Source organism: Chryseobacterium fluminis, assembly GCF_026314945.1.
GTDB classification, from domain to species: domain Bacteria; phylum Bacteroidota; class Bacteroidia; order Flavobacteriales; family Weeksellaceae; genus Chryseobacterium; species Chryseobacterium fluminis.
Window position 1 is genome coordinate 2,369,809 of record NZ_CP111121.1, and the last position, 21,794, is coordinate 2,391,602.

The 21,794-nt window shown below is 34.4% G+C and carries 25 protein-coding genes; 7 read left to right on the plus strand and 18 right to left on the minus strand.

Features of this window, described 5'->3' with window-relative positions:
• Positions 1-365: 365 nt before the first annotated feature.
• Both ODZ84_RS10815 and ODZ84_RS10820 read left to right on the plus strand, forming a co-directional pair.
• Positions 366-731, plus strand: a complete 366-nt coding sequence (locus tag ODZ84_RS10815) for a winged helix-turn-helix transcriptional regulator (RefSeq protein ID WP_266177086.1) — start codon at positions 366-368, stop codon at positions 729-731.
• 86 nt (positions 732-817) lie between these two features.
• On the plus strand, positions 818-1,828 hold the full coding sequence (locus tag ODZ84_RS10820) for an NAD(P)H-dependent flavin oxidoreductase (protein ID WP_266177355.1): 1,011 nt from the start codon (positions 818-820) through the stop codon (positions 1,826-1,828).
• 366 nt (positions 1,829-2,194) lie between these two features.
• Here the strand turns inward: ODZ84_RS10820 and ODZ84_RS10825 are convergent, their stop codons facing one another.
• Positions 2,195-2,740 (minus strand): peptidoglycan-binding protein LysM, encoded by a 546-nt coding sequence (locus tag ODZ84_RS10825; protein ID WP_266177073.1) that lies wholly within the window; start codon positions 2,738-2,740, stop codon positions 2,195-2,197.
• A 357-nt stretch (positions 2,741-3,097) separates the two neighbouring features.
• Between ODZ84_RS10825 and ODZ84_RS10830 the strand changes: the two genes are divergently transcribed.
• Both ODZ84_RS10830 and ODZ84_RS10835 read left to right on the plus strand, forming a co-directional pair.
• Positions 3,098-3,658 (plus strand): Crp/Fnr family transcriptional regulator, encoded by a 561-nt coding sequence (locus ODZ84_RS10830; RefSeq protein ID WP_266177087.1) that lies wholly within the window; start codon positions 3,098-3,100, stop codon positions 3,656-3,658.
• A 64-nt stretch (positions 3,659-3,722) separates the two neighbouring features.
• Complete coding sequence (locus ODZ84_RS10835) at positions 3,723-4,379, plus strand: hypothetical protein (protein WP_266177088.1); 657 nt, start codon at positions 3,723-3,725, stop codon at positions 4,377-4,379.
• Positions 4,380-4,576: 197 nt separating this feature from the next.
• Here ODZ84_RS10835 and ODZ84_RS10840 read toward each other — a convergent pair whose 3' ends face one another.
• The 3 genes from ODZ84_RS10840 to ODZ84_RS10850 form a co-directional block, all read right to left on the minus strand.
• Entirely contained in the window at positions 4,577-5,335 is a 759-nt protein-coding gene (locus ODZ84_RS10840; RefSeq protein WP_266177089.1) for a DUF4262 domain-containing protein, read from the minus strand.
• Positions 5,336-5,666: 331 nt separating this feature from the next.
• The gene (locus tag ODZ84_RS10845; protein WP_266177091.1) at positions 5,667-6,011 is read right to left on the minus strand and encodes a winged helix-turn-helix transcriptional regulator; all 345 of its coding nucleotides are present in this window, start codon (positions 6,009-6,011) and stop codon (positions 5,667-5,669) included.
• A 17-nt stretch (positions 6,012-6,028) separates the two neighbouring features.
• The gene (locus tag ODZ84_RS10850; protein ID WP_266177357.1) at positions 6,029-7,054 is read right to left on the minus strand and encodes an LLM class flavin-dependent oxidoreductase; all 1,026 of its coding nucleotides are present in this window, start codon (positions 7,052-7,054) and stop codon (positions 6,029-6,031) included.
• Positions 7,055-7,261: 207 nt separating this feature from the next.
• Here ODZ84_RS10850 and ODZ84_RS10855 point away from each other — a divergent pair, with 207 nt between their 5' ends.
• The 3 genes from ODZ84_RS10855 (at position 7,262) to ODZ84_RS10865 (ending at position 9,442) form a co-directional block, all read left to right on the plus strand.
• Positions 7,262-8,242, plus strand: coding sequence for an NAD(P)H-dependent flavin oxidoreductase (locus tag ODZ84_RS10855; RefSeq protein WP_266177092.1), 981 nt, complete (start codon positions 7,262-7,264; stop codon positions 8,240-8,242).
• A 64-nt stretch (positions 8,243-8,306) separates the two neighbouring features.
• Positions 8,307-8,660, plus strand: coding sequence for an LLM class oxidoreductase (locus tag ODZ84_RS10860; RefSeq protein WP_266177093.1), 354 nt, complete (start codon positions 8,307-8,309; stop codon positions 8,658-8,660).
• A complete protein-coding gene (locus ODZ84_RS10865; protein WP_266177094.1) occupies positions 8,648-9,442 on the plus strand; it encodes an LLM class flavin-dependent oxidoreductase in 795 nt (264 codons plus the stop codon). Before ODZ84_RS10860 ends, ODZ84_RS10865 begins: the two co-directional genes overlap by 13 nt.
• A 240-nt stretch (positions 9,443-9,682) precedes the next feature.
• On the opposite strand, the gene hxpB is transcribed toward ODZ84_RS10865, so the two are convergent.
• From hxpB to ODZ84_RS10935, 14 genes are all read right to left on the minus strand, one after another.
• On the minus strand, positions 9,683-10,360 hold the full coding sequence (gene hxpB / locus ODZ84_RS10870) for a hexitol phosphatase HxpB (RefSeq protein ID WP_266177096.1): 678 nt from the start codon (positions 10,358-10,360) through the stop codon (positions 9,683-9,685).
• A 398-nt stretch (positions 10,361-10,758) separates the two neighbouring features.
• Positions 10,759-11,169 carry a hypothetical protein gene (locus tag ODZ84_RS10875; RefSeq protein ID WP_266177097.1) on the minus strand — a complete coding sequence of 137 codons (411 nt, stop codon included), beginning with the start codon at positions 11,167-11,169 and terminating at the stop codon, positions 10,759-10,761.
• 365 nt (positions 11,170-11,534) lie between these two features.
• Complete coding sequence (locus tag ODZ84_RS10880) at positions 11,535-11,999, minus strand: DUF2628 domain-containing protein (RefSeq protein WP_266177098.1); 465 nt, start codon at positions 11,997-11,999, stop codon at positions 11,535-11,537.
• Between the two features lie 41 nt (positions 12,000-12,040).
• Complete coding sequence (locus ODZ84_RS10885) at positions 12,041-12,364, minus strand: type II toxin-antitoxin system PemK/MazF family toxin (protein ID WP_323136925.1); 324 nt, start codon at positions 12,362-12,364, stop codon at positions 12,041-12,043.
• Positions 12,352-12,603, minus strand: a complete 252-nt coding sequence (locus tag ODZ84_RS10890) for an AbrB/MazE/SpoVT family DNA-binding domain-containing protein (protein ID WP_266177101.1) — start codon at positions 12,601-12,603, stop codon at positions 12,352-12,354. Before ODZ84_RS10890 ends, ODZ84_RS10885 begins: the two co-directional genes overlap by 13 nt.
• A 70-nt stretch (positions 12,604-12,673) precedes the next feature.
• Positions 12,674-13,126, minus strand: coding sequence for a recombinase family protein (locus ODZ84_RS10895; protein WP_323136935.1), 453 nt, complete (start codon positions 13,124-13,126; stop codon positions 12,674-12,676).
• A 115-nt stretch (positions 13,127-13,241) separates the two neighbouring features.
• Positions 13,242-14,141: a hypothetical protein gene (locus ODZ84_RS10900; RefSeq protein ID WP_266177103.1), complete on the minus strand. Its 900-nt coding sequence runs from the start codon at positions 14,139-14,141 to the stop codon at positions 13,242-13,244.
• A gap of 115 nt (positions 14,142-14,256) precedes the next feature.
• The gene (locus ODZ84_RS10905) at positions 14,257-15,141 is read right to left on the minus strand and encodes a hypothetical protein (protein ID WP_266177105.1); all 885 of its coding nucleotides are present in this window, start codon (positions 15,139-15,141) and stop codon (positions 14,257-14,259) included.
• Between the two features lie 793 nt (positions 15,142-15,934).
• Positions 15,935-16,696 carry a hypothetical protein gene (locus tag ODZ84_RS10910; RefSeq protein ID WP_266177106.1) on the minus strand — a complete coding sequence of 254 codons (762 nt, stop codon included), beginning with the start codon at positions 16,694-16,696 and terminating at the stop codon, positions 15,935-15,937.
• A 157-nt stretch (positions 16,697-16,853) separates the two neighbouring features.
• Positions 16,854-17,615, minus strand: a complete 762-nt coding sequence (locus tag ODZ84_RS10915; protein ID WP_266177107.1) for a hypothetical protein — start codon at positions 17,613-17,615, stop codon at positions 16,854-16,856.
• Between the two features lie 187 nt (positions 17,616-17,802).
• On the minus strand, positions 17,803-18,228 hold the full coding sequence (locus tag ODZ84_RS10920; RefSeq protein ID WP_266177108.1) for a hypothetical protein: 426 nt from the start codon (positions 18,226-18,228) through the stop codon (positions 17,803-17,805).
• Positions 18,229-18,272: 44 nt separating this feature from the next.
• A complete protein-coding gene (locus tag ODZ84_RS10925; RefSeq protein WP_266177110.1) occupies positions 18,273-19,262 on the minus strand; it encodes a PDDEXK nuclease domain-containing protein in 990 nt (329 codons plus the stop codon).
• 302 nt (positions 19,263-19,564) lie between these two features.
• Positions 19,565-20,065, minus strand: coding sequence for a nuclear transport factor 2 family protein (locus ODZ84_RS10930; protein ID WP_266177112.1), 501 nt, complete (start codon positions 20,063-20,065; stop codon positions 19,565-19,567).
• A gap of 217 nt (positions 20,066-20,282) precedes the next feature.
• On the minus strand, positions 20,283-21,644 hold the full coding sequence (locus ODZ84_RS10935) for a serine hydrolase domain-containing protein (RefSeq protein ID WP_266177113.1): 1,362 nt from the start codon (positions 21,642-21,644) through the stop codon (positions 20,283-20,285).
• Between the last annotated feature and the right edge of the window lie 150 nt (positions 21,645-21,794).

A 21,794-nucleotide genomic window follows, 5' to 3' on the forward strand; every position in this document is an offset into this window, starting at 1 on the left:
TTTTTGAGAATTTTTTGGTTAATCATCATTATAAACAAAAAAAATCAAAAATTAGCCTCCTAACGGTTGGGCGGAAGCGAGCAACATGCACAAATAGCATAAAAGATATTCATTTGTTTATATCCTGATTATTAACATTTACATATAAAAAGGCTAACCATAATCAAGATAAAAAGAAATGAGATATTATTTATCAGCCTCTGCGTAAAAATCATATTTGGTTTACTAATTTTGATAGCATACGACTTCATGTCAAAACGATCAAAAGAAGGCAACTGATATGCAAAACGCCCTGAGGTTACCGTACTTTGCGTAGGTTTCTATAATATTATAGCACTATAAAGTGTAATTTAAAACAATAAAATATGGCAAAAAAACAATCATTCATTTGCTGTTCAGAGACAATTAATCCGTTGCGGGATGCATTAGACGTTTTTAACGGCAAGTGGAAAATTCCTATCATTGTATCGGTTATGTTCGGAAATGAGCGTTTTACGGATATCCAAAACAGTATTCCCTGTATTTCTCCGAAAGTACTGGCAAAAGAGCTAAAGGATCTTGAGGAGCATCAATTGATCAAACGTGTAGTTGTTGAAGATTATCCTGTAAAAATTCTATATAAAGCAGAACCATATGCTCAATCGATAACGCCTATCGTTGAAATCCTTAGAAACTGGGGCCAAAATCATCGCAAAAAGCTCTTCCCTCAAAGTGTAATTAAAAAAGTTTAGCCTGTACTAAGATTTGCATTTGACCTACCTGGGCTGTTCTTAATATCACTTTCCTTTAGGTAAGTACTATTAATTCGATAGCATATATCACTAACTTTGTTCTTGTTAAAAGAAAAAATATGGACAACAGAGTTACAGAAATTTTAGGTATCCGATATCCTATTGTACAGGCCCCAATGTCTTGGCTTACCAACGCCGAGCTCGTAGCCGCCGTGAGCAATGCAGGTGGATTAGGTGTACTGGCTGCAAATGCTGGACAAGACAGTATAACACCTTCAATTCAAGAAACGGTTGAAAGAATGCGTAAAGAAATTCGTAAGGTGAAAAAATTGACCAGCAAACCCTTTGGGCTAAATATTTTACTTGCCAAAGATATGACCTACTCGGGACCGATGATAGAATTGGCTATTGAAGAAAGTGTACCCGCCATGGCGGCTGTTTCGGTCGATGACACAGATTACAGCGAAACAATTGAGAGACTCAAGCAATACGGCATCAAAATAATGCTCCGTCCCACTATTCCTACAATTGAGAGTGCAAAAAAAGCGGAAAAGAGTGGAGTTGACATATTTGTAGCGACAGGCTTCGACTCAGGAGGACTTGCTCCAGATTCGCAAATAGGAACGTTTTCCATCTTGCCACTGATTGCAGATAATATTAAAAGTATTCCTATTTTGGCAGCAGGAGGAATCGGCGATGTGCGGAGCGTGCGTGCTGCTTTCGCATTGGGGGCAGAAGGTGTATACGCCGGTACAACTTTTATGACAACTAAAGAGAATCCATTGGCACTAAACCTAAAAGAGAAGATGTTACATCATACTGCCGAAGATCTTCATTTATTCCGTTCTACAGTAGGGATACTGCGTTCCATCCCCACAGCGTTAACGACCGAACTGGTGGAAATGAACAAAAATGGCGCATCCTTAATGGAAGTAGCTAAAAAAATGACGGACAAAAAATCCGAAAAATCGGGAGTGATTTCAGGCGATGCAGAAAATGATTTCATCAATGCTGGTTCGGCCGTAAGCTTAGCCAAAGAGATTCGTCCTGCGAAAGAATTAATAGATGACCTGATGCAAGACTTTATAAACAGTTAAACAGTAATTAAATTAAAAATGAGACATCCTGGTAACAAGGGTGTAAAAAGAATTCGCTTCAGATACAATCTATTGCATTGATTAGAATATTTTAGTTGATTTAAAATTTTCTAGGTTTCTGCAAAATTTATTTTAAAAAATCAAAGGCCTCCTGTAGGAAGCCTTTGAAACACCAAATCACAAAATATTAATATGAAAACAATTAACTTTTGATTTTTTTAATCCTTTTTCAGACGTGTAAATTCAGGTTACAGAGAAGGATTATTTAAATTTAATCGGATCAAATAATTACACGTATTAGTTAATAGAAGCCTCAGCACTTTTTAATAGTAAGAGCTTATATAAAATTTGTTGTTTATTTTTTTATTATAAAGCAGTCGCGGTATACGTTACTGTTTGAGTATACGTTCCGGCCGGTTTCCCTAAAATATCAGAAGATGATGATTTCGCCGCTGGAATGGTATAGTCCAGGTTCAGGGTCAAGGCGCTTCCAAGAGGAGCATTGGCCACTAAAGTCTGATCCGTTGCCGATAAAACAACTGCGCTTTTAGTTCCGCCCATCGTTCCTGCAGCTGCTGAAGCTTTGATGGTTAAAACATCTACCGGGATCAGATTGGTTCCGTTCACGAAGCTCGCCCCGCCTGCTTTTACTTTTACATTAAAGTTTTTGGTTGAGGTCACTTTCAGGGCGTTGGCCTGGGCTACTGTCTTTTCCGAGTTATAATCCGCAGCAGTAGCATAGTTAAAGGCAACAGCACCGGTGATGGCAGTACTTCCCGCATCGATAGAGATGACATCATTCAGCGTGATGCTTACCGTGGTGGTTGCGGTAGTATTCTGAGCCTGAACATTATTAGTTCCCAGTATGAATGCTCCGATAGTTAAGGCTGCGATGGCGATTTGTTTTATCATGACAGTAGTATTTAATTTTTATTTTTGTTTAATTGTTCTCTCTTGAACATGACAAATCTACGGCGGCGATAAAATTTTCTCTGTAGTGGAAAATGGAAGTTCATGTAGTAAAATAACTACACGGAGTCATAATAGAAAATGCGTCTCAGTTGTGAGACGGATTCTTACGTAAGTTGTAAATATTATGTCACAGAAGTTTTCCGTACATAGTATTGTTTTTGAATTTTTTTATTTTCTATAATCTAACGCTACCCATAATGTCTTTTCAAATAGGGCAGTGAATCAAAGGGATCATAATTCAAAAGAATATTGTTTTCGTAACTTGCCTTAATAATGAGCAACCTATCAACTAATTCAATGGACTTTCTAAGTTTTGTTTCTTCACTTTCCCTTCTTGAAAGCGAAGCCAAAGTTGCTTTAGAAACAAAACTTTACCCCAAGAAATACCGGAAAGGGGAACTGATCCTGGAAACTGGTATGGTCTGTAAACGAATTTATTTTGTAGACAACGGTCTCGTGAAAACCTTCTTTTATACAGATACCCGCGAATTTATCATGCGCTTTTTTCCTGAAGGCAGAATGTTTACCGTTCTCGACAGTTTTGTTCTTCAGCAGCCTTCATCATATTCTGTGCTGGCTATTGAAGATAGCACGATAACCTGTCTTAATTATGATGATCTGGAAATGCTTTGTCAACGGCACCACTCCATCGAAACCTTTTACCGCAAACTTATTTCGCTGGCTGCGGTGAATATGATGGACCGAATCAACGGTACACTGGAAGAGAAAGCCCAAACAGCGTATCATAAATTTCTGAAAGAATACGGACCGTTGCTACAACGGATCAGCCTGGCTGATCTGGCTTCCTATCTCGGGATTACCCAAGTATCGTTAAGCAGGATCAGGGCGATGAAGTAGTTTTTATCATTTGATAAATGCCGATTCATATAACGGAGGTACCTTCGGATAAAATCCATTCGTTATGAAAAATCCATTATCATTATCGCAGAAACTGAGCTTTCTCGCAGCCTGTTTTTTTACCGTCGTTGCTCCGGTTATAGGATATCTGACTATTGGGATTGCACCCGTCATTATTGTTGGAGGTTCGGCATTAATCGGCCTAATCTGCTGGTCGCTCACTTATTTAAAAAAACCTGTGGAACCCAGAATCATCCTTCCACTTTTTATTCTTACGGTTGCAGGTCTTCAGATCCATATTGTTGAAGAATATCTGATGGGGTTTGCACCGGCCATGAGCAGACTCTTTGATATTCCTTGGAGTGAGAAAAGCTTTCTGATGGTGTTTGCGCTTATCGGACCTATACTATATACCCTAACTTCCCTTGGACTTTATTATAAAATCCCGATTGCCGGATTTGTAGCCTGGTTTATCTTTATCGGTCCGGGAGTCGCAGAATTCACTCATTTTATTTTCCCGTTGATTACTCCTGACCTGCTTCCTCATGATCCTCATCCGCTGACTGCAGCTATAGCAGGAACCCGGATTCCAGACATGCCGAACTTCTATTTCAGGACTACAAGGCACTATTATTTTCCCGGGATGTGGACCGCAGTCCTTCCCATGATTCCCGGATGCCTGGCTATTTACCGTTTACTGATTAAAAATAAACCAGTTTAAATTTATTACATTATATCCCGGATTTGTATTAATGTTTAAAAGAAATAACTATTTAATGCTTAATTATAATTTTTCTTCCTTCTTCCAGTCTTTTTTTCCAAATAAGCACGTTGTGAAAACGTACAGCCGAAATATGATTATGATGTTAGGTTATTAACTTAAAGATCGTTTTTTGAGATCAATAGAGGGTATTCACCTCATTGCTTTTCCTCTATATCTTCCTCATATTCCCAGTTATCATCCTTACTTTTTCTCCATGCACTCCATCCGTATTGCAAATGGTAAAGTTCATTGATCGTTGGGTCAAGCTCTGTGATCTCTTCAAGGCAAACAAGTTTTGCATCATCAATATTAGGCTGGTCGCTAGTATGAAATTGCCAGTCACCATCATCGTTATGATACACGTACAAAATAGGATCACCTTCCAGTGCCTGACTGGTAGTATAAACTCCTAAGTTGCGCTCTTCGTAAAATTTAAAGTCCGTATTTCTATCCAGCAATGGTTGTTTAAATTTCCAGGCAGGATTAAAGTTTTCATCCCACGGAAAATGGTGCTGTTTGTCCGGCCATACAACCTGTAAAAGAGGAAAATTAAAATTACCATCATTAAACCAACCTGCATATCCAATGTAATCCGGATAATATTCTTTATCCGCTTCAAGAAGCTGTATATTATAATCCTGTAAAAATCCCGGATATGGCTTATCACTACTGAGTGTTTGTCCACTTTTTATCAGGTCGCAAGCATGATTAAGAATAGATGCCAACACATCCGTTTTCAACCCAAAACATATAAGTTCAGGGTGTCCGAATTTTTTATACAGGCCAATGGTATAAACAAATGCAGGAAGATAGTTATCTGCTTCAATTAAAGCCAAGTGACAACCATATTTTTCAACGTCATGAATGATCGCTTGTTTAGCTTCTCTATCATGTTGTGCATGTTCTTCTGTCATTATTCTAAATTCAAATATTTATTTTTAACTAACCTACCTCTTCATAAGTAGAACGTTTTTTGAGATTATGTAAATGCATGTGTTTTTTATAACTTTAAAATTAAATTTCAGTTTTTATAGTATTTTGAGATTATAAATCATCGAATATGATCAATCTTACTAAAACCCAAAGTTCCATCCCCAGTTAATCGATCTATTCATTCCCCAGCTTCCTGCTACTCCTTCTTCATATGTACATAAAAAAGTCAGAGATAATATAATTATTACTACTATTGCTAAAATATAGAACTTCTTTTTTTTCATAGTTTGTATCTATTTATGAAACAAACTTCTAGTTTGAAATAACTTTTTTATGATTGATTCCCCATTCTTTCAAAGCGTAAATAATGGGTGTCAATGTATCTGCGTACGGCTGAGATTTATAAATGATCTTTACAGGATAGTCGTCAATGATGATCCTTTTGATCAATTTATGCTGTTCCAGATCTTTCAGTTCTTTGGCTAAAACTTTTGGGGTAATCCCTTCAATACTGTCCTGAATGTCGGTAAATCGTTCATTTCCCACACCGACTGAAATAATGATCGCCAATTTCCATTTGCCATTAATGACTTCCAAAGCGTCCTTAACGGGCTTTACGGTATTCAAACATTCATTGTATGCTTTCCTTTTTGCCATTTTTTAATTAAGTTTAATTAAACTACGGAAGCTTTTTCAGCATTAACTTCATCCATTATTTCAGCGAAAAGCTGTGCCGATTTTATCCTGTCTTCCAATGCAAAGATATTAGAAACCATAATAATCTCATCAACCTGTGTTTTGTCAATAAAATCTTCTACCTGTTTTTTAACCGTTTGCTTACTTCCTACAAAAGAATATTTCAACATCTGATACAAGCTCGGATGCTTTAAAACTTCGATTAAATCTTCAGTCATTTCAGTGGGTGCCTGTAATGGTTTGGAATTTCCGGTTAATACTCCGAAAAACATTCTGATCAATGATGTGAATGCTCTTTCTGCCTCTTCATCCGTATCGGCAACGATGATATTAGCGCCGGCAATCGTGTAGGGTTCATTCAAAATATCTGAACCTTGAAACTCTTTTCGATAAATTTCCAAAGCAGAATGCAAATGAGTAGATGCAAAATGACTTGCAAAGGCATAAGGTAATCCTTTCGCTGCTGCCAGATGCGCACTGTCAGTACTTGAGCCTAAAATATAGATCGGAACGTCAACACCTTCTGCAATAGGAACCCTAACTTTTGAAGTTTTATTTTCCAGTGAAAAATACTCCTCAATCTTTTCCACTTCAGCAGGAAAAGAATGTGCAGCTTTCATAAAATCCGAACGGATGGCTTGTGCGGTAGGCATATCAGTTCCGGGAGCACGTCCCAAGCCCAGATCAATTCTGTTTGGATAGAGTTGCGCTAATGTCCCAAATTGTTCTGCAATCACCAGCGGAGAGTGGTTGGGTAGCATAATTCCGCCTGAACCGACTCTGATCTTTTCAGTGTTTTCAGCAACATATCCTATCAATATTGAGGTTGCACTGCTACCAACCGATTCAGAATTGTGGTGTTCCGCAAACCAATATCTAGTATAATTATTTTCTTCTGCCACTTTAGCTAAAGCAAGGGAATTGCTAAGAGTTTGCTTAAAACTGCTCCCTTCCGAAACGATAGCGAGCTCTAAAATTGAATATGATGTTTTCTTGCTCATGATGATTCTATTTGGTTATGTTTATTCAACCAAATGTTAGGCAAAGGTACAAAATTACTTTATTAAAGAAAGTGATTATTATTATGATAGTCAAATTAAATACTTTATCCAATTTGAAAAATTAACTTTCCTAAAGGAAAGTACTATAAAAAGGAAAGTAATATTGTCGTAGCTTTGCAACGTCAAACAATACAATGTTGACGATACATTATGGAAGCGAATAAGAAAAATAGAATCACAGAGATTTTAGGAATTAAATATCCAATCGTTCAGGGCGCAATGTCGTGGGTTACTAACGCAGAATTAGTTGCTGCCGTAAGTAACGCTGGAGGTCTTGGGATGCTTGGTCCTCATGCAGGTCAAAAAACAAGTCCAACCTCATTTCAGGAAATAACAGACCGGCTTAGAAAAGAGATACGAAAAGTAAAGTCTTTGACTGATAAGCCATTTGCAGTTCCTGTGGTAATTTCTAACGATTTAACAGATATTGATACAATAGCTAATCTTTTAATCGAAGAAGATGTAAAAGTAATTTTGGTAAACGGTATCGAAAACTTTGATTTCGAACCATTGGTTAAAAAATTTAAAGACCACAATATTAAAACGATTTATCGTGCCTTAAATCCAAGTGTAGAAAATGCTTTATATGCTGAAAGAATAGGTGTGGATATTCTAGTGGCCACCGGATTTGATGAAGGCGGAACAGTTCCTGATAAAATCATAGGGACGTTTTCAATTGTCCCGATGATTTCAGACGCTGTGCATATCCCGGTAATGGCAGCTGGCGGAATTGCAGATATCAGGGCTGTTCGTGCTGCAATGGCTCTGGGAGCTGAAGGAATTTTTGCAGGTACAGTTTTTATAGCTACAGAAGAAAATCCTGCTGCAGAAAATGTTAAACAGCTCATCGTTGACCATACAGCGAGCGACTTATTGATCTTCAGAACAAATCCTGCTTACTATCGTTCTATTCCAACACCTTACAGCCACGAACTTTTGGCCATGGATGAACGAGGCGATACCCGTGATCAGATTGCCAGTAAAATGTACGGAGAACAGGGATTGAAAGCAGGAATGCTGGACGGTGATATCAACAAAGGATATATTACGGTAGGAAACGGGATTTCTTATATTAAAAATATTCGGCCGGTAAAAGAGTTGATAGAAGATCTGATGTATGATTTTAATTAACAGGGCTTAAAAATCAATATTTTAAAATAAGATACTAATTATTATTTATGTTAAAAACTTCGGAATGAATAAAACTGGCAAAAAATTAAAATTAGGCGCCATACTGGATGGTCTAGGATGGAATCATGTAGCCTGGCAACATCCGGAAATGCCTTCAGATGCAAGTGAGAACCTTGATTTTTACATTAAACAGGCAAAGCTGGCAGAATCTGCAAAATTTGATACGCTGTTTTTAGTGGATGTAAGTCACGTCGGTCCTGGGAATATCCCTCATTATCTCAGTATGTTTGAAGGAATAAGTATAATGTCTGCACTCAGTGTGATGACAAAAAATATTGGACTTTCGGCTACAGTTGCTTCTTCCTATGGAGATCCTTACGGCACTCTGCAAGACAAATCCTGTCATTGGACAAAATAAGCAAAGGCAGGGCTTCTTTAAACGCAATTACTTCCAATCCTGGCGGAATGGTCAATTTCAGCCGTGGACATTTGACAAAGAGAGACCAATATCCGATGAATAAAGAATTCATTGAAATCGTTTTAGGGCTTTGGGATACTTATGAAGATGATGCATTTATCCGTGATAAGAAAAGGAGAATCTTTTTAAATCATCACAAAATGCATAACATCAACTATCGTGGTGATTACTTTTCCGTAGAAGGTCCTTTAAATATCAGCCGTTCAGTTCAGGGCAGACCGGTGCTTTACACCGCAGGAACTTCCGAAAACTTTATGGAAATTGCAACGAGCTACACCGACGGTGTGTTTACTCACGGTTATGATTGGGAAGATACAGCGGCGTTGTCCGACAAAATAAGACAGAAGCTTATTGCCAAACAAAGACGTCCTGAAGATTTCATTATATCCATTTCACAAAATCCAATTGTTGGCGAAACAGAAAAAGACGCAATTGAAAAATATATGGAATTGATGCAGCTCATTCCAAGAAACAGTCTTCCCAGACCACAATTTTTCGGGCCCGCTGAAAAGGTTGCAGACCAAATTCAGAAATGGTACGAAGTCGGTGCAATGGACATGCTTTTAATACGGCAAGACCATCCACACGGTTTACGTGATTTCATTGACCTGGTTGTTCCAATTTTACAGGATCGGGGTATTTTCAGAACAGAATATGAGGCAGAAACCCTAAGAGGCAATCTTGAAATTCCGAATCCTCCATTTGGAAAAGTTAGTTTATAGTTCAGGTTATCATAAACATCAACTTGGATAAAAGTGATATTGATCGGTTAGATATTGACTGAAATTACTGGAAAAAAATATTTTATCTATAGTTTTTTGAGATTTTTATAAGTTGATAGTTATACATTATGTAATACGGCATTTGCATGAAGATCTATATCGTGATAATTAACTCAATTGCTATTATAAGTATTGGAAAATTTCAAGTCCTCCCCCTGTTCCTGCCTATTAATATGAGTTCTATTTCAGATTATAGTATCCTCTATGATTTAAGTCGTGAATATGATCTTCGGTAAGATCGAGAAGACTTCCGATTTTAAGGTGCGCAGCATCAAATTCAACATCATCATATTGTTTTCTGGCAGGAACAGCAACCACCGTCATTCCGGCAGCTATAGCAGCAGACATCCCTGATTTTGAATCTTCAAATACGATACATCGCGCAGCATCAATCGACAAGTCTGAAGCCATTTGAACATATATATCAGGTGCAGGTTTTCCTTTAGCGACAGACTCAGCCGAAAGCACAGCATCAAAGTAAGATTCAATATTCAACTTTTTTAATACTTTGGGAATAAGAATAGCGGGAGCGTTAGTAGCAAGGCCGATTTTATAACCTGCTTTCTTGAAATAAACCAGGGTCTCCATGACTCCGGGCATTATTTTTCCGTGGAGACCTATATGCTCTCCAACCCTTTTTATAACCTTCATCTCAATATCGGGTATACTGATATCCTCCCATGGCTTAAGACGGAACCAATATTCTGTTACTTCCTTTGTAGTCATCCGACTTGTCACGGATGAGTGAACCTCAGTCACCTCGATTCCTAAAGATCCAAAAACTTCTTTTTCGGCAGATTGCCAAAAAGGTTCGGAATCGATCAGCAGACCATCCATATCAAAAATTACAGCCTTCATAATGATTTAATTATTCCCGTAATGCTTTTTCATCTATAAATTTATTTATAAGCGTGATCAATGGTATCACCTTACCCATAGTCTTTTTTAAAGTTTGTACAAATGTATATTAAATAGTTCCAACCATTTCAATTAGCTTTATAATCATTTTTTGAATATCTACAGTCCAGCCAGCATTAATTATGAGAATTTTTTAACGAATTTTTCTTAAAGAAGCTTTCAGTATATATCAAATGGCAGATTTCGGTTTTCAGGAACCTTTCAAATCCAGCAACTGCCTAAGCATGAAATTCCCAACAAGATGCACTTACATTCATAACTAAGTCTTCGGTAGTTATATTCGAATTTTCTTCAATAGCTCTTCGCACGGCTAAATTATAATCTATTCATTCATGGAATTAATTCCCTAAATTTACGTTGGTTCCATTTTCTAGTAAAAACCTTACCTTCTTCGAATCTATAGAAATAAGTCTCCTTTTCTCTTCCCCGGGTCTTATAAGAGTAAAGCATTCCTCCTCCGGAAGTTCAATAATCTCATGGATTGTATTGGCCGGAACAAAATGAGACGTTCCTTCGATCCTATGGTATAAAGAGGAAGTATAGCTTCCATCTTTGTGGATTTCATAAATGCGTTCAACATAACTGCCTTTTAAAATATGAGTTGTAAAACTGAATGGATGATCATGTATGTGTTCATTTGGATCTTTTTTGCTGAAATGATGAATCACCGCATCAAAGGGCAGACCTTTCAAATGATGTTTCATAAATACAGCATTCATTTTTTCGCGTCTGATTTTTATAGTAATCATATTTATTACAAGTTTTAATCTAATTCTTTATAAACTCGGATGAAAATTGAATTTGGACATGTAGATTTCACCACTGCTCTTACATTGTATTATATAAAAGTAATAAAAATAAGAGTTAATCATTGCCTCCCATTTTATTATAATACTCAATACGCACCATAATACTCCTTACCATCAACAGAAGTTTAATTTTAGTTTTCTTGCTTACTGCTATCATTTTTTTGAGACTGATTTTCATACTTCAAGCTGTCTGTTCGGACGGTAAATTGAATACAATAGGAAATTATCGCAAAATCCAATTGAAAAAATGCCGTTTAGCTTTGCGCTTCAGTCCACCTAACGAAAATTCTTATTATCAGATGTTTTTAACTAATGAATATTGCAAGAATAAATAAAACTAGTAAAATTATTACATAAATATAGCTTGTTCCACCTTTTTTAAAAATATACTCTTTTTGATTTTCGATTTCGGGAAATTTTTCTTCAGCATTTCTTAAAGTTCTTTTCGCTTTTTTGATATATAAATTATTTCCAATAATTCCTAAAGTTATTAAAAGAAGAATAGTAACCGAGAAATGTACAACTTTTGTTTTCTCAATTCCAATAAGTTTTGTCAAAACTAAATTTTCAAAAATTGTTCCCAGATAAAAAACAAAGAAAATAATAAAAAATTCCAAATACATTTTTCTATACAGAAACCACAAAATACCAAATATTAAAGCTGAATAACTAAACCTGAACTTTTTTCCTTGTTCATAATATTTTAATTGCTCTATATAATAGGAATGACTTCTTTGAAAAAAAATTTCATGTAGTTGTATTTTGTCCATTAGTTTATTCATTATTTTATCGTTTTTTGAGAGTATTCTTTTTAAGAAAACATATTGAGTAAAGTCTCTATAATTTCATCTTGGGTAGGTTTATCAAGACTTGTAAGCTTGGCCTTTAACCTTCTTTTATCAATAGATCTCAGATGATCTAATGCAACCTGCCCATTCTTACCATCTACCTTGCAATTAACCCTCATAGGATAATTTTTTATAGTAGAAGTAAGAGGGGCAATGATTACAGTATTTAAAGCGTTATTCATCTCATTTGGTGAGACAATTACACAGGGTCTTATCTTACTTATTTCGCTTCCTATCGTAGGATTAAGATCAATAAAATATATTTCAAATCTTTTTACCATGTCCATTCCGATTTATCAAACTCATTTTCAAAATCTTCTAAAAGCTCTTTATCTTCTAAAGAGTTAGCTTTTAATAACATTTCTTCCCAGTGTTCCCGGGGATTATTACTCTTAACAGCTTCTATTATAATTTTAGAATCCTCAACAGTCAAAGAGACCTCTTTATCTACAGCAACCTGATCAAGGATTTTTCTTCCTATTATAATACCAAAGGAGTTACCTATTTTTCTAACTTTTGTTTTCATAATCCAAAGTTATAACTTTGTTATAACATTTCAAAATTTATTATCACTTATTTTTATTAATTGTCATTTTTTATATTTCCTCATTTGTATGGCTATCAAGGATTTTAGCATAACGGTAGAAAGTTGCTCTTGTCAAACCAAGTGGCTTATAAATTTCTTCCGGTGTTTTCGTAGTATCTTTATAAACCGACCTCATGATTAATAATTTTGAAATAGTTTCGTTTGTAAATCCTTTTAGTCGTCCGCCCGTCCTTCCTCTGGCTCTTGCCGATTGTAATCCCGCATTAGTTCTTTCTCTGATCAATTCTCTTTCATATTCAGCCAACGAAGCCATTAGGTTAAGAAAAAGACGTCCATTGATAGTAGATGTATCTACACCATCGGTAAGACCTTTTATAATAACCCCTTGTTCGTTTAAGCTTAGCACCAAATCAATAATATGTTTTAAACTTCTTCCCAATCGGTCTAATCGCCGTACATAAAGCTCGTATCCTTTTCTTAAATGATCGTTTTTTGATATTATTAATCCAGTTTAATAGGAAAATAATCTTCACTTTCTCCGTCACCAAAATGATAAATATTTTTTTCTCGATCTGTCATAAATCTTCTTAAACCTTGATAAAGAACTGATTTTTCACCTACTGATCAAGTTCAATTCTTAAAGTTTTCCAATTTAGATACATCTCTGGCCCATAGCTGATTAATATGGCACCTTTATCAATTCTAAAAAAACTCGAAAAATATTTACGTATCATATCGCAAATATAATTTGCATAGCCTGTTAATTCAATCATTAAATCTTGTACTAAATCAACATGATATTCATACTTAGCAGCTAATACTGAATGTTTTTCAACGTTCCATTCTTGTAATCGTCTATAAAATTTTTCAGTTGTATAATATTTATAATCTTCATTCTCCTCTGGTTCTTTGTATTTTGAAAATACATTTATAAAGTCACTTAGTACTAATCTAAAATTCTTAAAAGCAAATTCTATTTGTTCGTAACGTTTTGGCCAAACTCGAGAAAAAATATATTCGTTTAATTCTTGAAGTTTATATAGAGTTTCTGCCGAAATAGATGGTTGACCATTACCAAGAATATAAGATGACCAATTTTTCCAATTATCAATATCCGCTAGTTCCATCCATTTTTCGAAATATGTTGCATAAATATCATCATATTTTTGTTTATCAATGTTTGGGTTCAAATTTTTATTTACCCAATCAATGTGTTCTAGTTTCATTCGGTGAAGTACTTCTACAGTATATTTCATTTCTTGATCATCAATTTGTTTATGATGTACTTTACACATTAAAATCAGATTATCATATTTGTCCCGTTGTTCAGGTGTCAAATCAGATATACCTCGCGGACCATCATTCTCTCTTGCTACTATATGTGCTTCATCACCAACTATTGAAGCATCGTCAGTTTCTGTCTCATTTTCCACTAATACTCTTCTACAAGAAGGTAAAGCACATCGATTAGCTGAACGCGCCCAAAGCATTTTATGTGTCTTTAATGTTATTCCCATTTTCAAAATAATATTTCTTGTATTATTGCTATGCAATAGTAAATTTAATCTTGTTTAGTAGTTTATTAGTAAAAGATATTTCCAAAGGTCTGAATTGATCTTTTTTGAGACTGAACTACGATCCGAATTTTTCGATATTGTCAGATTTTGAAACAGTTTTAGCTTTTCCTTTTACCATGGTTTCAGAAATATAAATTAATTGCCCTTTTTTATGAGTATAATAATCAGAATTTAGTAATCTAAAATATCCTTTTCTGAAGTGTGGTATTTTAGAAATTTGATAGCTCCTTTCATCATAAATTTTATCGGACATTTTAAAAACTACATTATTATCTGATCTATCTTCACCTCTCGGAAATGAAATTTTAGGAACACCATCTGTTACACATTCGGGAAAACATTTCATATATGCAATTGTGTTGATAGCCAGCCGGAACATTTTTGATAATGTAATTGCCTGTAAGTCATGTTTATTATTTAAATCCTTATAAAATATGTCTGACATAACACCATTATTTTTACCATGCGAGAAATATAATTCTAAAGTATTATTTTCAAATAAAGTCAAGGCAAAAGCATAACCGTTTTTTTCATTAGGAATATGTAATCCAAAAGAATAATAAACGCAATTTGTATGTCCTTTTATTTTAGTGTAACTAATTTGTTTCTTTTCACCATTATCATAAAGATATTTTCTTATTCCGTCTATATCTGATAGATTGGTGTTCTCAAGAAATTCCTGTAAATATTTTTCTAAAAAGAAAATATGCAGGAGATCTTCTTTAGAATCTCGTAACCATAATTCTAAGCCAGTTATTAATAAATCTCTTTTTTCAAAGCTTTCACCTGGTAAAAGAGGAGAGTATAGGATATTGTATCTCAATAATGAGAAAATAATATCATCCGAAAATTCAGGAGTAAGTTTTTTTTGATTTTTATAGAGTTCGTCCCAATAAAATCTCAGTGGAGAACTGTAGCCTATTTTTTTTTCTTTACCCATTTTTGCTGAATTATCATTTTATAAGATTAATCATTTTCTGGTATTAGATCCAACTAAATTATGGTACTTTTCGTAGTCTTCTAGCCCCATCATATTTAAAAGAAAGTCGTCCAATCCGATATCCCTTTCTTCTCTAACATAGCGAGCAAAGGATAATATGCTCTTACAATAGTCAAATCCTTGCTTTTCCATCTCAATTTTAAAGTTACCTCCTAAGCCTTGCAGCAATTCCTCATAATCTTCTTGTATAGGTCAATATTCAAATTATAGTAGTGGTAAGAGTCATTTCCATGAAAAATAATAAGGAATGAAAATCTTTCTGATCATCATGCAAACTATTGATAAGGATCTCCTGTTGTGTATTGCATTGTTCTAATGGATGTTAACTTTAATCATTTTTTATATGGTATATATTATTTGCAAAGTAATAAATATTGCAGTTGACTGTTTATGGAAATCCGTAAAATGGTGAAATTAACGAAATTTTATTATGGATAGTTATTAGAGGATTCGTAATTTCTTTAGCCCTCAACATTGAAAGGCATTACCGCTTAAACAAATAAAATAATGCCTACAAAATGTAGGCATTATTTTTATATTGCTATTTAATTTTTTTTGCAGTAACAGCAATGGCTGTTTAACCATGTATTAAGTACTATATGAAATGAAAAGAGGAAAAAAATTGTTATGCCTTCCTTCAAATTATTCGGGTGTTTTTCAAGTATGAATTTAATAAAAGTCATTTACTAAGTATTAAATCATTCTATGTTTGTAGAATAGTACTCTTAAATTTTTAGCAATTTGCATTTGTACCGTATGCAGCAAGTGCGGAAGACACTCCCATAAAAGCAGCTCCGATGGCACAACCTGCAGCTGCAGATTGTAGTCCAAACCAAGCACCAGCTTTTACTCCGCCCCAACAACCTATTCCTGCTCCAAGCACACCAGCTCCAATTACATTCGCTAGGCAAGCTCTTTTAGATTTGCCAGTTGTTGTGTAAAAACCAAACCTATTGTTATCATTCTCATTAATATATTGAACGATACTTAAAACTAAGTTTGCATTTAAATATTCTCTTCTATTAAGGCTTTTTTCTTGTTCTAATTCAACAGTGTACTCTTCTAATTTTAAAGCCATCTCGTCATAATTTGAACTATAATGATTAGTTATAAAATTTAGGTTTTGAGATAAGTTATCTGTCGAGGAATTTAGATCATGAGGATCTTGAAGGAAGTTAATTTCTAGTGAAGGATCTACAAAATTTGGTCTTTTATCTATAAAATCTAAAATGCTTTTATTTAAATCATCTACATCATTACTTTCTGCATTTTCAGTAATATAAATAAGCATATCCTTATAGTTTCTTGAAAACATCTTAACTCCACTAATATATTCAGAATCAGAATTTTCACGTTCAGTAGATTCACGATTAAAATAATCAACATTATTTGTTTGCAAATCATTTTCGACATTGAAATGTTCTTCATTACAAGAAATGAATACAGTCAAAGATAAGATAAGTAAAATATTATAAATATTAGTTTTTATTTTCATAATTTTTTTAGTGCTATTAAAAAGTTAGTTTGATATCCTCCATTGATGCACCGACACTGGTCGACGACATCTCTATTTTAATTTTGGGACATTAATTGTATGTCTAATTATAAATGAAATTACAATTATTATTAGAGATTAGAGAGCCATTTATCCTTTAGTTACAAGCCGCTAATGAACCATATGCAGACAAAGCACCTCCTATAAATCCAACCATTCCTCCAAGAACACAACCTGCTGCAGCTCCATGAAGTCCCGCTATGAGACCGGAGTTTCCTCCCATAATACAACCGGAAAAAGCAGCTACTCCAGCAGCCCCAATTACTCCAACGGCACATTTCTTTCTACTTCTTAAGGATATGTTTTCGTTGTGAGAAATTAGACCAAATCTATCATTTGGGTTTTCATCTACATATTCTGCCAGGCTTAATAACATATTAGCTGTAATATGATCATCTTCATTGAAATTTTGAGACTTTTCTAATGTTGAAAGATAAATTTTTAAATCATCTATTAATCCATCAATGTCAGTATTTCTCGAGAAAATATTTCCTATTTCACCTGTAATTTTAAATTCCGGATTAATATTATTAGCAGTTAAGAATGATATTTTTTCTGATGAATCAATAAAATTGGTATCAACATTTTTGTAATAGTCTTCAACAGCCTTATTAATATCATCTAACTCATTACTAGTTGCATTCTCAGTAATGTAAAATAGCATTCGTTTATATGACGCTGCAGTTTTATTAGATAAGGTGATGAAATTTTCAACATTCTCCGTATTATTTACCTTTGCAGTCAATTTTGAGGATGTTGGTAGATTTGTGATTTCCTGATTTGAAAAATCTTCTTGATTAGTACATGAAGTAAACAGTAGTGCAATAAGTAATGCACTACTCATGAATTTTGTTTTCATAGGTTTAATATTAGTTTTTGCAAAATAAACAAAAAAATAAATAGTATGCAAATCTACTTTAACAAGATTACTACAAATATTAGGATGAATAGATCCTAAATAATATCATAATCATAAAGTGTAACATTCCCATAGATAAAGAGGGCAAGAACGCAGGTTAAATATCGTTTTGTGAGATCAGCTAACATTAATTCTCCCAAGCTGGCAAATTGCCTAATATTCTTACATTAAAAATAGTTTGGTAACCTTGCGGCTTAAAAAAGAATAGCTGTACTGACAATGGTATTACATCTGTAGCAGGTTTATTAAAAGTATATTCTACCGCCTTTTGGGGACCTAACTCATTTGTATTTTTGATTTGAATGCCTTGTTTTTCTATTTCTTTATTAATTTTATTATAATTTCGATGAAGAAAATGTAATTGATCTAACATAGCTAATTTAAGATCCCCCTCACTATTGTCTATTAGCGAAAGATATTTTTCCTCGTTGTCATCCCGAACAGCTGACCAAAATTTTTGAACAGTCTCTGTAATCTGTTCTTCATCTCTTTTTTGGCTCGTACAGTTTATTAGAAATAGAAATAAGAATACTGTTATTAAAGGCTTTATCATATGGTTTAATAATCGTTTTTTGAGATTTTAAAACAGTTCTATATTTAATCTTGATTGTCCAATTGAAATTTTACTCTATCTGCTTCGATCAGCTGTTTCAATTCTCCTTCGTCAGGTAAATATGTTCTATATTTACTTGCAAATAACTTCTCATTGTCTGACATTACAGAGTACTTTACAACCGTTTCATCTTTTTCGGTACATAAGATAATTCCTATCGTAGGGTTGTCATCTGCTCCCTTCTTAAGGTCATTATACATCCTTACATACATGTCCATTTGACCTATCGCTTCATGGGTAAGCTTATGGGTCTTCAGATCAACAAGTACAAAGCACTTCAGATAATAGTTATAAAATATAAGATCCACAAAAAAATCGGAGGTATCAGTAACAATATGCTGTTGCCTCGCCACAAAGGCAAATCCTTTTCCCAACTCCATCAAGAACTTTTGAAGATGCGTTATTAAAGCCGATTCTATTTGGGTTTCAGTCTGTGCTATGTCTGACGGAAGACCTAAGAATTCAAAGATATATGGATCTTTTATAAAATTGGATACCTCTTTGCTTTCCTGTCTTGGTAATTTCAGTAATCTTCCTAAATACTGACTGTCAATATTTCTTTGAAGTGTCCTGGTATTCCAGTTTCCTTCAATCGAATGTTCTATATATTGTACTCTATGCTCAGGATTTTCAACTCTGGAGATTATTCTGTAATGGGTCCAGCTTAATTCGGTACGCACTGCGTTCCAAATTGGAAATGCTATGAAAAAAGCCCGCATATTATTAAGATTCCTCTCATTAAAACCTTTCCCAAATTCCAATGATATTTGTTCAGCAAGGTTTCTCAAAACTGATTTACCATACTTAGCCCGGAACTTACCGTCCTGCTCATCTTCAATGATAAGCTTTCCAATCTCCCAATACATTTTCAGCAATATCGTATTGCTGCTTCTGTAAACTTGGGTTTTTGCATCAATAATAATTTTAGCGATGGAACTGTAAAGCTCCTGATTGAACTGTGGTCTTTCTATCATTTACCAAAATTACAAAATTTACTTTATCGTCAGGTTAGGGGACATCGGATCGTTATCCAGTAAAAATGATGGACCTGATATAATAAAATACTCCAAACATTCAGCAATTGCTTTCATAAATTGCAAGCAACTATTAATCGTTTTTTGAGATTCAATTTCATCTATGATATTCGGTATTGCTAAGAGCGGTGATTTTTAACACAGAAGATTAATCGAAGTACAAAAGTTGAACCTTGCAGAAATGTCTAATCGAAGCCGTTCAGCCCCGTTTGGCTATACCATTTTACCTGCAGTTATTTTTTTCAGTCATGTCCATAACTGACTACTCTTGATAGCTTCCACCCTTCATTTTTCTTCTGCCAAACATGAACAAATTTATACGTTCCGCCAAGTTTCTCCATTCCTTCTTTCGTTCTGTGATAAAAACGATGCATTCCAATTTCAATAGCTCCGTAATCTTTAATTGGATAAACTTCTAAACTACTTTTTATAAGTTCCCGTCGTAAATGTAAATTTGTTTTGCAATTATCCGTAAATGATTGTAGCTCGTTTTTAAGTGAAACAGTCAATCCACCTTTGTCGTGATAAAACTCAAGATCTTCAGTAAAGAATTTTTTGTAGGACAATGTATCACAATTATTGAAGGCATTAAATAAAGAATTATCTGCCGAAAAGATTTCATTATATAAATCAGTAGACGCTTCACTTCTTTTAACTGAATTTGATTTGTCAACCTGCTGAGCAAAGATTGAAATAGAAAAAAAGTTTATGAAAAAAAAAATTCCGAAATATTTATTTGCCATTTTTTTGTTTTGCTAATTTTATACTAAAAGGTTGAATTATTTATGGAAGGTAACTTTTGACTTTACGCATTGCGATAATCTAATCCATAATAGTTTCGTAGAACTTTTCATGTAACTAATATAAAAATTTATGTGGTAATTAAATTATACGCATCATTTCTTTGAGCATCTCAGAATCATCATTTTGTGAGACGTATTGAGCGAATAACATTCTTTATTATTCCTTCTGATCCATCGTCAAAAGTTTATCAGCTATTTTTGTCGATAGTCCTTGTATAATTTTTAATTGGGTAACCCTGTTGTTTGTTGATATAAATTCCAAGACGATATCTGCGTCCTTCGTATAAAAAACATTTTCCTTCTCTGCTGAAAAAGGTATTGGACCTTCATCATTGATCCGGATGAATAACTGACCTGACTTTTTCAACACGGTAACCTGGTATTTTTCAGAAGCCTTAAAAATACCAGTGTACTTTTGAAGGACATGGTCTTCTAACTGAATCGTCTGTTTGGGTTGTGGAATAGAATACGGTTTGTCCCGTAAAGCCCTATACATCGTATTTCCTATTTTTTCTAAAGAGGTTGATGTGATATTGTTCAAAAGTATGATACAGATATCTAGCTCAGGATTCATTAAAAAATAACTGGTAGCCCCTTCAATATTCCCTCCATGATCAATAACTCTTTCACCTTCAATCTGATCAATAAACCATCCATATCCGTAGCCTCCAAGATAAGGGGTAACTGCCTGCTGGAAAACTTTTTCACTGATCATCTTAAAATGTTTTAATCCATTGTAAAACTTATGGAGATCTCCAATAGTACTGTACAAACCGCCCGATGAGAAAGTCAAGCTGGCATTCCAGGGCCCGGCCGGCGTATATTTGGATGGGGAAATAAAAGAATACGTATTTACCTTGTTTTTATTTTGAAGATTTGGAAAGTCAAATCCACTATCAGTCATTTTTAGTGGCTTAAAAATATATTGATCTACAGCATCCGCATACGATGACCTGGTGACGTCTTCGATAATGATTCCTAAGAGATCAAAACCCGAATTTGAATAACTGAACTGCGTTCCAGGTGCAAAATCCAAGGGCTGATTTTTGAAAAACGCCATTTTTTCGTCCTGACTGTAGATACGAGCAGAAGCAAGCTTGGAATAAAATTCAGGATTTCTAAATTTTTCATAAATACCTCCGGTGTTTGTCAGCAGGTGTTTGATTTTAATGCGGTCCCCATTAGGATAGCCTGATATATATCTACTGATCGGGTCTTCTACAGACAATATATTTTCTTCAGCCAGCTTTAAAATAACCAGCGCCGTAAATGATTTTGATAATGAACCGATTGGAAATATACTCTGCCTTGTGATGGGCTGTTTTGAAGATACATTCTGATATCCACATTCTCCTTCAAAAAAGATTTTACCTCCTTTTATAATAAGTGCCGAACCATTAAATTTATTGATCGTAACATAAGCTTTGATCAGACTATCAATCTGAGAAGGTTTAATCTGAGCATTGATCAGGGTAATGGATTGTACCGTTAAAATGACTGACCAGAGTAACTTTGCCATAACAGAGACATGGTTAATGTTAAAAATGGTAAATATAGACTTTTAAACTAAAATTACTTATAATATTTAGCGTAATTGATAACCTACCCTTCCCTTTCCAATAATCATAAAAAGAGGTACATTTATGGACTTTCATCTATCGTTTTTTGA